We start from the raw sequence: 9,878 nt of genomic DNA, 5'->3' as shown, positions 1-9,878 counted from the left end.
TCGCCGGCAAGCCGGGCTCCTACCGTTCAGCGTCAGGCCTGGTAGCTGATACGTCCGTCGACCAGGGTGTAACGCACCGTCGCCGGCAGGCTATGGCCGACGAACGGGCAGTTTTCCCCCTTGGACAGCCACTGCTCCCCGGCAATGGTGGAGCTGGCCGGGTCGAACAGCACCAGGTCTGCCGCCGAACCCACCGCCAGCTTGCCCGCCGGCAAGCGCAAGGCCTCGGCCGGGCCGGGGCTCAGGCGTGCCAGCAGTGTCGGCAAGTCCAGCAAGCCATCCTCCACCAACGTCATCGCCAGCGGCAGCAACAGTTCGACACTGCTGATGCCCGGCTCTGTCGCGCCGAACGGTGCCAGCTTGGCATCGCGCTCGTGGGGCTGGTGATGGCTGGAAATCGCCGAGACCACACCGGATTTCACCGCCGCACGCAAACCTTCGCGGTCGGCCAGGGTGCGCAGCGGCGGTTGCACGTGATACAGGCTGGAGAAGTCGATCAGCGCCTCATCCGTCAGGATCAGCTGATACAGCGCCACATCCGCGGTAACCGGCAAGCCACGGGCCTGGGCCTGGGCGATCAGGGCCACACCACGCGCGCTGGTCAGCTGGCTGAAGTGCGCACGCACGCCACTTTGTTCCACCAGCAGCAGGTCGCGGGCGAGGGCCACGGTTTCGGCGGTTTCCGGAATGCCCGGCAGGCCGAGGAAGCTGGCCACTGCGCCTTCATGGGCCAGGCCGCCTTCGGCCAGGTCGCGGTCCTGGGAGTGGAAGATCACCGTCAAATCGAAGGTCGCCGCGTATTCCAGGGCACGCAACAGCGTACGGGTGCTGCGGAAGCTTTCCAGGCCGTTGCCGAAGGCGACGCAACCGGCGTCACGCAGGGCGATCAGCTCGGCGAGTTGTTCGCCTTCCAGGCCTTTGCTCAGGGCGCCGATGGGGAACACTTTGCAATTGCCGGCTTCACGGGCGCGGTCGAGGATCAGCTCGGTCACGGCCGAGGTGTCCAGTACTGGCTTGGTATGCGGCGGGCAGCACAGGCTGGTCACACCACCGGCCGCGGCGGCGCGGGTTTCGCTGGTGATGTTGCCCTTGCGGCTGTAACCCGGCTCGCGCAGGGCGACGTTCAGGTCGACCAGGCCAGGCGCGGCCACCAGGCCTTTGGCGTCGATGGTCTCGCTGGCGTTGAAGCCTGCGGGCGCGGCGCCAATGGCAATGATCTTGCCGGCTTCCAGATGCAGATCGGTAACTTGATCCAGGCCACTGGCCGGATCGATGACTCGGGCGCCGAGAATGCTGAGCTTCACTGGGCGTTCTCCTGCTCGAATTGACGTTGCGCGGTTTGCCCGCTCATGGCCATGGACAACACCGCCATGCGTACGGCGATGCCGTAGGTCACCTGGTTGAGGATCACCGACTGGTTGCCGTCGGCCACCGCCGACTCAATCTCCACGCCGCGGTTGATCGGGCCGGGGTGCATCACGATGGCATCCGGCTTGGCGCCGGCCAGGCGTGCGGTGGTCAGGCCGAACAGACGATAGAACTCGCCTTCGCTCGGCAGCAGGCCGCCGGCCATGCGCTCACGCTGCAGGCGCAGCATGATCACCACGTCCACATCCTTGAGGCCTTCGGTCATGTCGGTGTAGACCTTCACGCCGTATTGCTCGATACCGATCGGCAGCAGGGTTTTCGGTGCAATCACGCGGATGTCCGGGCAGCCCAGGGTCTTCAGGGCCAGCATGTTCGAGCGTGCGACCCGCGAGTGCAGGATGTCGCCGACGATGGCCACCGAGAGGTTTTCAAAGCTGCCCTTGTGCCGACGAATGGTGAGCATGTCGAGCATGCCCTGGGTCGGGTGCGCATGACGGCCGTCGCCGCCGTTGATGATCGCCACCTGCGGGCACACGTGCTCGGCGATGAAGTGCGCAGCGCCGGAATCGCCGTGGCGCACCACGAACATGTCGGCGGCCATGGCTTCCAGGTTGCGCAGGGTGTCGAGCAGGGTTTCGCCCTTGCTCGCCGACGAAGTGGACACGTTCAACGTGATCACGTCGGCCGACAACCGTTGGGCCGCCAGTTCAAAGGTGGTTCGGGTGCGGGTGGAGTTCTCGAAGAACACGTTGCAGATGGTCTTGCCACGCAACAGCGGGACCTTCTTCACCGCGCGGCCACCGACTTCGAGGAACGAGTCGGCGGTGTCGAGGATTTCGGTGAGCAGTTCGCGGGGCAAACCGTCAAGGGACAAGAAGTGTTGCAACTGGCCCTGAGCATTGAGCTGCAGCGGGCGCTTGGCATCTAGAGGCGTCATCGCGGGGACTCTTTACAAGGCGGTTTAAAGGGCGAGGTCTTGCAGTTCGAGTTCGAGCGGCGTGGGACCGGACAATTTTACCCGTTGGTGGGCTTGCAGCGACAGTGTGGCGCCGACCACGTCCGGGCTGATCGGCAATTCGCCGGCGTCCAGGTCCAGCAGGCACACCAGGGTCACGCTGGCCGGGCGGCCGTAGTCGAACAGTTCGTTCATGGCGGCGCGGATGGTGCGGCCGCTCATCAGCACGTCGTCGATCAGCACCAGGTGCTGGCCTTCGATCTCGAACGGCAGGGCCGACGGGCGCACTTGCGGGTGCAGGCCGTTCTGGCTGAAGTCGTCGCGGTAGAAGGACACGTCCAGGGTGCCCAGGGGCGAGTCGCTGCCCAGTGCCTCCAACAGTGCCTGGGCCACCCACACACCGCCGGTGCGGATGCCAATGAAGCGTGGCTCGCTGATGGCACGGTGTTGCAGATGGGCCGTGAGGCTTGTCGCCATCTGGCTGATCAGTTCGGCGGGATTGGGCAGGCTCATGGTGCGCTCCTTCAAGGCCTTGCGCAGGCAAGGTCCGGGCTCAAACGTAAAAGACACTGTAGGAGCGAGCTTGCTCGCGAAGAACTCACAGGCACCGCGTGCATCACTGGATGCGCGCGTAATCGTTGACGTTTTTCGCGAGCAAGCTCGCTCCTACAAAAAGCAATGCGGCAATTCAGGATGTAAATAAAGCAGTGTTTTCATCCAGCCAGCCCTGCAACAGCAGCGCGGCGGCGATGGCGTCCACGGGGTTGTCGCGGTAGCTGCCTTTCTGGCCGCCACGGTCGCGGCGCTCACCCTTGGCTTCAAAGGTGGTCAGGCGTTCGTCATGGGTATAGAAGGGCAGGTTGTAGCGGCCATTGAGGCGGCGGGCGAACTTTTCGGCGCGCAGGCACATGTCGCTGGGGGTGCCGTCCATGTTCAAGGGCAGGCCGACGACGACCGCGTCGGGCTTCCACTCTTTGATCAGGGCTTCGACCTGGTTCCAGTCCGGCACACCGTTCTGGGCTTTCAGGGTGCACAGTTCGCGGGCCTGGCCGGTGATCACCTGGCCGACCGCTACGCCGATCTGTTTAGTGCCGTAGTCAAAACCAAGGATCAGACGCAAAGCCATCAGGCGTGCCCCGCCTGGCTGGTCAGCAGGCTGAGGTTCACCCGCAGCTTGGCCGCAGCGGCTTCCAGGCGCAGTTCGCTGGGGGTGTTGAAGAGGATTTCGGCGTCGAAAGGGCAGGTCAGCCAGGCATTGCTGGCCAGTTCGGCTTCCAGTTGGCCGGCTTCCCAGCCCGCGTAGCCGAGGGTGATCACGCTTTGCTCAGGGCCCACGCCGTCCGCGATGGCGAACAACACGTCCTGGGAAGTGGACAGCGACACGCCTTCCAGGTCGACCGTGGCCTGGAACTTCGGTCCGGTGGGGTGCAGCACAAAGCCGCGATCGGTCTGCACCGGGCCGCCGATGTAGATCGGCACGCCCTGGCACCGGGCGGGCGGGTCGATCTCTGGGCGCAGTTGCTCAAGGATGTCCGCCAGGTTCAGCTCTTGCGGGCGGTTGATAACCAACCCCATGGCACCATTGGCGGTGTGCTCGACGATGTAGGTCAAGGTCTGCGCAAAGTTCGGGTCGGCCATATGGGGCATGGCGATCAGGAATTGGTGCTTGAGGTAGGTCGGGCTGACATTTTTCATGTCCGCTAGTGTGGCGGTGGAGGGGCGAGCTGACAAGCTGGGGCGGACCATAATTGTGGCAAACAGGGTTGTTGTGGTGAGCGGGCTCACCACAGCAAGCCTGCTTACCACGAAGGTCATATTCAGTTGCTGGACAGGCGGTCGCCCTTGGCGAACTTCCAGGTGCGGATGATTTCCAGGCGGTCGACGTCATTCAAGTCGCCGCTGAATGGCGCAAAGGGCGCCGCCAGGCGCACGATGCGCTGGGCGGCCTGGTCCAGCAACGGCTGGCCGGACGATTCCAGCACCTGCACCTCATATAACGTACCGTCGCGGTTGATCGACACCAGCAAGCGCAAATTGCCATAAATCTGTTGGCGTCGCGCTTCATCCGGGTAGTTGAGGTTGCCGATACGCTCGACCTTCTTGCGCCATTCGTCCTTATACCAGGCGCCTTTGTCACGCATGGTCGAGGCAGCGTTCAGCCGGTAGATGCGCGGGCGCTTGGCGTACAGCTGCTGTTCGTTGGCCAGTTCGGCTTCCAGGCTGGAAATTTCATCGGTCAGCGTCGAGCTGTCGAAGGTTGGCGCCGGTTTCACGGGCTCGGGCACGGGCTCGGTCTTGGTTTTTTCGCGCTGGGTCGGGGCTTTTTGCGGTTTGGGCGCGACGGTGGTCACTGCAGCCTTGGGCGCGGCCTGCTTGACCTCCGGCTTGGGGGCTGGTGGCGGGGTGACTTTATTCACCTTGTTGTCCTGGAACGGCGCCACTTCGGTGGTCTTGGGCACGGCTTTCTTGTCGAGCGTGCCGCTGCCTTGCTGATTATCCTGGGCGAGAAAGTCCGCCTTCTCGGGCTTCTTTTCGCTCTTGAACGTGGCGAGGGTGATTTCCAGGGTTTTGCTGATCTGCTTGGGCTCGACCATTGTGAACCCAACGCCGAGGATCAAGGCCAGGTGAATCAGTGCAGCGAGGAACAGGGTAAATCCGAGCCGATCAGCCGGGCGCACGCCGCTATGGGAGAGTTCGGGAGGCAGTTCGGACGGGAGTGTCATGACAAAAAAACCAACATCGCGCGTTTCACAGGTGGCGCATGATAACGCAATGTTGGTGTGTGTCCGGCTGTTCTATGTCACTTGGCTTGTAGCTTGCGCTCAATGGCGGCCATCAACATTTCGCCGATGTTCGTGCCAAATGCGTTGTCGATCTCGCGAATGCAGGTCGGGCTGGTGACGTTGATTTCGGTGAGGTTCTCGCCGATCACATCCAGTCCCACGAACAGCAAGCCTTTTTCGCGCAGGGTCGGGCCAACCTGGGTGGCAATCCAGCGGTCCTTGTCCGACAGAGGACGTGCTTCACCACGACCACCGGCCGCCAGGTTGCCGCGGGTCTCGCCGGCTGCCGGGATGCGCGCCAGGCAGTAGTCCACCGGCTCGCCGTCGATCATCAGGATGCGCTTGTCGCCGTCCTTGATCGCCGGCAAGTAGGCCTGGCCCATGATCTGCTGGGTGCCCAGGGCGGTCAGGGTTTCGAGGATCACCGACAGGTTCGGGTCGCCGGCGCGATGACGGAAGATCGAGGTGCCGCCCATGCCGTCCAGCGGCTTGAGGATCACATCACCGTGCTTGGCGGCGAATTCACGCAGCACGTCGGCGCGGCGGCTGACCACGGTTGGCGGGGTGCACTGCGGGAAAAGGGTGGCGAACAGCTTTTCATTGCAGTCGCGCAGGCTCTGCGGCTTGTTGACGATCAGCACGCCGGCGCGCTCGGCCTGCTCCAGCAGGTAGGTGGAGTAGACGAATTCCATGTCGAACGGCGGATCCTTGCGCATCAGGATCACGTCCAGATCGCTCAGCGGGCTGTCGATTTCGTCGGCAAGCTCGAACCACTTCTCGGGGTTGGCAAACACCTGCAGCGGGCGCATGCGTGCGCGGGCTTCGCCGTCACCCTGGTAAAGATCGCGCTGCTCCATATAGAACAACGTCCAGCCGCGGGCCTGGGCGGCCAGGAGCATGGCCAGCGAACTGTCCTTTTTATAGGAGATGCTGGCGATAGGGTCCATGACAATGCCGACGCGAACGCTCATGGGGGATTTCCTCTAGCAAATTAGGGCGCATAAAAGTGGCGTCAGAGTGGCGCTGTGGCTGTTGTGGGTCAAGGAAAAACCACCTGGCCGGTTGCTCGATAGATTGCGTCCGGAGACTGTGCTAAAAAGACTGCCACGGCGTAGCAGCCCTTGAATTCCAAGGCTTGCGGCGCTCATCCTGTGCAACATCAGGCAGTACACACCGAAAACCGATTCGCTGTGGCGATGGCAGAGCAGATATGGAACAGCATTCCAACGCCTTGAGAGTGATGGTGATCGACGATTCGAAGACGATCCGGCGCACCGCTGAAACCTTGTTGAAGAATGTGGGATGCGATGTCATCACGGCCATCGACGGTTTCGATGCCCTGGCCCGGATTGTTGATCATCACCCGCACATTATTTTTGTCGACATCATGATGCCGCGCCTGGATGGCTATCAGACCTGCGCGCTGGTGAAGAACAACCCGGCGTTCAAGTCGATTCCGGTGATCATGTTGTCCTCCAAGGACGGCCTGTTCGACAAGGCCAAGGGGCGCATCGTCGGTGTCGATCAGTTTTTGACCAAGCCTTTCAGCAAGGAAGAACTGCTGAGCGCGATCAAGGCCTACGTGCCTGCTTTCGCCGCAGTAGAACAAGCACACTGACACCGCCTCACAAGGGCCGGCGTCCACCTATGTAGTGGGGAAAACCATGGCACGTGTTCTGATCGTCGACGATTCGCCGACCGAAATGTACAAACTGACCGGCATGCTGGAAAAGCATGGCCACCAGGTTCTCAAGGCCGAAAACGGCGCGGACGGCGTGGCCCTGGCCCGCCAGGAAAAACCCGATGCCGTGCTGATGGACATCGTGATGCCGGGCCTCAATGGCTTCCAGGCCACGCGCCAGCTGTCCAAGGAGCCGGAAACCAACGGCATCCCGATCATCATCATCACCACCAAGGACCAGGAAACCGACAAGATCTGGGGCGCGCGCCAGGGCGCCAAGGACTACCTGACCAAGCCGGTGGATGAAGAAACCCTGATCGCCACCCTGAACAAGGTGCTGGCCGGCTGACGGTTCGCCATCATGACCGAGTCGCAAACCGCCTTCGAGCTGCTGCTGGACATCGACCGGCGCTGCCGCCTGCTGGCTGCCGACCTGCCGTCCCAGGAAACCCGCCTGCAACGCTGGAGCGGAATCGGCTTTCGCCTGGGCCAGCACTGGTATGTGGCGCCCATGGGCGAAGTCGCCGAAGTCCTGCATGAACCGCGCTGCACGTTGATGCCCGGGGTCAAGGCCTGGGTCAAGGGCGTGGCCAACCTGCGTGGGCGCTTGCTGCCGGTGATGGACCTGGGTGGTTTCCTCGGGCTTGAACTGTCCAAGGCGCGTAAACAACGGCGCGTACTGGTGGTGGAATTCAACGACGTGTTTGTCGGGCTGCTGGTCGACGAGGTGGTGGGGATGCAGCATTTCGCACAAGACGCACTGCTGGCGAGCACCGCTCCCGGTGCGCCGTTTATCCAGGGCCAGTTCGATGGCGCCCAGCAATGGCAGGTCTTCAGCCCCTTCGCCCTGGCCCAGGCCCCAGGCTTCATGGATGTTGCCGCATGACCACCGCTACCACTCCAAAACCCCAGGCCGGCTCGCGCAGCCGTTCTCAGATCATCGTGCTGTTCATTGCACTGATCGTGTTCATCATGTTGCTGTTCGCCAACTTTGCGTACCTCAACACCCAGTCCACCTATGACAAACAGTACATCGGCCACGCCGGCGAGCTGCGCGTGCTGTCCCAGCGTATCGCCAAGAACGCCACCGAAGCCGCTGCCGGCAAGGCGGCTGCGTTCAAGCTGTTGGGTGAGGCGCGCAACGACTTTGCCCAGCGCTGGGGTTACCTGAAAAAAGGTGACGTGGAAACCGGCCTGCCCGCCGCGCCCAACGCCGTGCGCGCTGAAATGCGCGCAGTGCAGACCGATTGGGAAGCGCTGCTGAAAAATACCGACGCCATCCTCGCCAGCGAACAGACCGTGCTGTCGTTGCACCAGGTCGCTGCGACGCTGGCCGAAACCGTACCGCAACTGCAGATGGAGTCGGAAAAAGTTGTCGACATCCTCCTGCAACGCGGCGCCCCGGCCAGCCAGGTGGCCCTGGCCCAGCGTCAGTCCCTGCTGGCCGAACGTATCCTTGGCGCGGTGAACACCGTACTCGCCGGCGACGAAACCGCCGTCCAGGCCGCCGACGCCTTTGGCCGCGATGCCAACCGCTTCGGGCAGGTGCTCAACGGCATGCTCCAGGGCAACCCCGGCCTGCGCATCACCCAGGTCGAAGACCACGACGCCCGTGCGCGGCTGGCGGAAATTGCCGAGCTGTTCGAGTTTGTCTCAGGCTCCGTGGATGAAATCCTTGAGACTTCGCCGCAACTGTTCCAGGTACGCGCCTCGGCGAGCAATATCTTCAACCTGTCGCAAACCTTGCTCGACGAAGCCTCGCACCTGGCCACCGGGTTCGAAAACCTGGCCAGCGGGCGCAGCTTCGACACCATTGGCGGCTATGTGCTGGGCCTGTTGGCGCTGACTTCGATCATCCTGATCGGCCTGGTGATGGTGCGCGAGACCAACCGCCAACTGCACGAAACCGCCGAGAAGAACGAGCGCAACCAGAATGCGATCATGCGCCTGCTGGATGAAATCGAAGACCTGGCCGACGGCGACCTCACCGTGACGGCCTCGGTGACCGAAGACTTCACCGGCACCATCGCCGACTCCATCAACTATTCCGTCGACCAACTGCGCGACCTGGTCGCCACCATCAACCTCACCGCCGGGCAAGTCGCCGGCGCGGTGCAGGACACCCAGGCCACCGCCATGCACCTGGCCCAGGCCTCGGAGCACCAGGCCCAGCAGATCGCCGAGGCGTCCACGGCAATCAACCAGATGGCCCAGTCCATCGACCAGGTCTCGGCCAACGCCGCCGAGTCCTCGGCGGTGGCGGAGCGCTCGGTGGAGATCGCCAACAAGGGCAACGAGGTGGTGCACAACACCATCCACGGCATGGACAACATTCGCGAACAGATCCAGGACACTGCCAAGCGCATCAAGCGCCTGGGTGAGTCGTCCCAGGAGATTGGCGACATCGTCAGCCTGATCGACGACATCGCCGACCAGACCAACATCCTCGCCCTCAATGCTGCGATCCAGGCGAGCATGGCCGGGGACGCCGGACGTGGCTTTGCGGTGGTGGCCGATGAAGTGCAGCGCCTGGCCGAACGTTCGTCTGCGGCGACGCGGCAGATCGAAACGCTGGTGCGGGCGATCCAGGCCGACACCAACGAAGCGGTGATATCCATGGAGCAGACCACCACTGAAGTGGTGCGCGGCGCGCGGCTGGCCCAGGACGCCGGAGTGGCGCTGGAAGAGATCGAAGGCGTGTCGAAAACCCTGGCGGCGCTGATCCAGAGCATCTCCAACGCGGCGCAGCAACAGACGAGTTCGGCGGGGCAGATCTCCCTGACCATGAACGTGATCCAGCAGATCACCACCCAGACCTCGTCGGGCTCCACGGCGACCGCCGAAAGCATCGGCAACCTGGCGAAGATGGCCAGCCAGTTGCGCCGGTCGGTGTCGGGGTTCACCCTCCCGCCCGCAAAGCAGGTTGATGATTGAAATGCAGTGTCAATGTGGGAGGGGGCTTGCCCCCGATAGCAGTGGGTCAGTCACCCAATCTTTGACTGATGCACCGCCATCGGGGGCAAGCCCCCTCCCACATTTGATCTCTATCTGTCTTGAGATCTCGCACCACCAGCAACCCATGAATTCTAAG

The 9,878-nt window shown here is 62.9% G+C and carries 11 protein-coding genes; 4 read left to right on the top strand and 7 right to left on the bottom strand.

What is annotated here, in order from left to right; all coding sequences use genetic code 11:
- Window positions 1-32: 32 nt before the first annotated feature.
- From BM70_RS0120435 to gshB, 7 genes are all read right to left on the bottom strand, one after another.
- A complete protein-coding gene (locus BM70_RS0120435) occupies window positions 33-1,304 on the bottom strand; it encodes a dihydroorotase (protein WP_025857713.1) in 1,272 nt (423 codons plus the stop codon).
- Window positions 1,301-2,305: an aspartate carbamoyltransferase catalytic subunit gene (locus BM70_RS0120430; protein WP_025857712.1), complete on the bottom strand. Its 1,005-nt coding sequence runs from the start codon at window positions 2,303-2,305 to the stop codon at window positions 1,301-1,303. The genes BM70_RS0120435 and BM70_RS0120430 overlap by 4 nt, the downstream gene beginning before the upstream one ends.
- A 24-nt stretch (window positions 2,306-2,329) precedes the next feature.
- A complete protein-coding gene (gene pyrR, locus BM70_RS0120425) occupies window positions 2,330-2,836 on the bottom strand; it encodes a bifunctional pyr operon transcriptional regulator/uracil phosphoribosyltransferase PyrR (RefSeq protein WP_025857711.1) in 507 nt (168 codons plus the stop codon).
- 175 nt (window positions 2,837-3,011) lie between these two features.
- On the bottom strand, window positions 3,012-3,449 hold the full coding sequence (gene ruvX, locus BM70_RS0120420) for a Holliday junction resolvase RuvX (protein ID WP_025857710.1): 438 nt from the start codon (window positions 3,447-3,449) through the stop codon (window positions 3,012-3,014).
- Entirely contained in the window at window positions 3,449-4,018 is a 570-nt protein-coding gene (locus tag BM70_RS0120415; RefSeq protein WP_025857709.1) for a YqgE/AlgH family protein, read from the bottom strand. The genes ruvX and BM70_RS0120415 overlap by 1 nt, the downstream gene beginning before the upstream one ends.
- Window positions 4,019-4,140: 122 nt before the next feature.
- Entirely contained in the window at window positions 4,141-5,046 is a 906-nt protein-coding gene (locus tag BM70_RS0120410; protein WP_025857708.1) for an energy transducer TonB, read from the bottom strand.
- 77 nt (window positions 5,047-5,123) lie between these two features.
- On the bottom strand, window positions 5,124-6,077 hold the full coding sequence (gene gshB, locus BM70_RS0120405; protein WP_025857707.1) for a glutathione synthase: 954 nt from the start codon (window positions 6,075-6,077) through the stop codon (window positions 5,124-5,126).
- A gap of 239 nt (window positions 6,078-6,316) precedes the next feature.
- Between gshB and pilG the strand changes: the two genes are divergently transcribed.
- The 4 genes from pilG to BM70_RS0120385 are packed head-to-tail and all read left to right on the top strand — an operon-like array spanning window position 6,317 to window position 9,721.
- Complete coding sequence (gene pilG / locus BM70_RS0120400) at window positions 6,317-6,724, top strand: twitching motility response regulator PilG (RefSeq protein ID WP_025857706.1); 408 nt, start codon at window positions 6,317-6,319, stop codon at window positions 6,722-6,724.
- Between the two features lie 46 nt (window positions 6,725-6,770).
- Window positions 6,771-7,136 (top strand): twitching motility response regulator PilH, encoded by a 366-nt coding sequence (gene pilH, locus BM70_RS0120395; RefSeq protein ID WP_014720320.1) that lies wholly within the window; start codon window positions 6,771-6,773, stop codon window positions 7,134-7,136.
- 12 nt (window positions 7,137-7,148) lie between these two features.
- A complete protein-coding gene (locus BM70_RS0120390; protein ID WP_025857705.1) occupies window positions 7,149-7,673 on the top strand; it encodes a chemotaxis protein CheW in 525 nt (174 codons plus the stop codon).
- Window positions 7,670-9,721 carry a methyl-accepting chemotaxis protein gene (locus BM70_RS0120385; protein ID WP_025857704.1) on the top strand — a complete coding sequence of 684 codons (2,052 nt, stop codon included), beginning with the start codon at window positions 7,670-7,672 and terminating at the stop codon, window positions 9,719-9,721. The genes BM70_RS0120390 and BM70_RS0120385 overlap by 4 nt, the downstream gene beginning before the upstream one ends.
- The last annotated feature ends 157 nt before the right edge of the window (window positions 9,722-9,878 follow it).

Source organism: Pseudomonas sp. CHM02 (genome assembly GCF_000612585.1).
Taxonomy (GTDB): domain Bacteria; phylum Pseudomonadota; class Gammaproteobacteria; order Pseudomonadales; family Pseudomonadaceae; genus Aquipseudomonas.
This window is presented reverse-complemented; position numbering and strand designations above follow the sequence as displayed.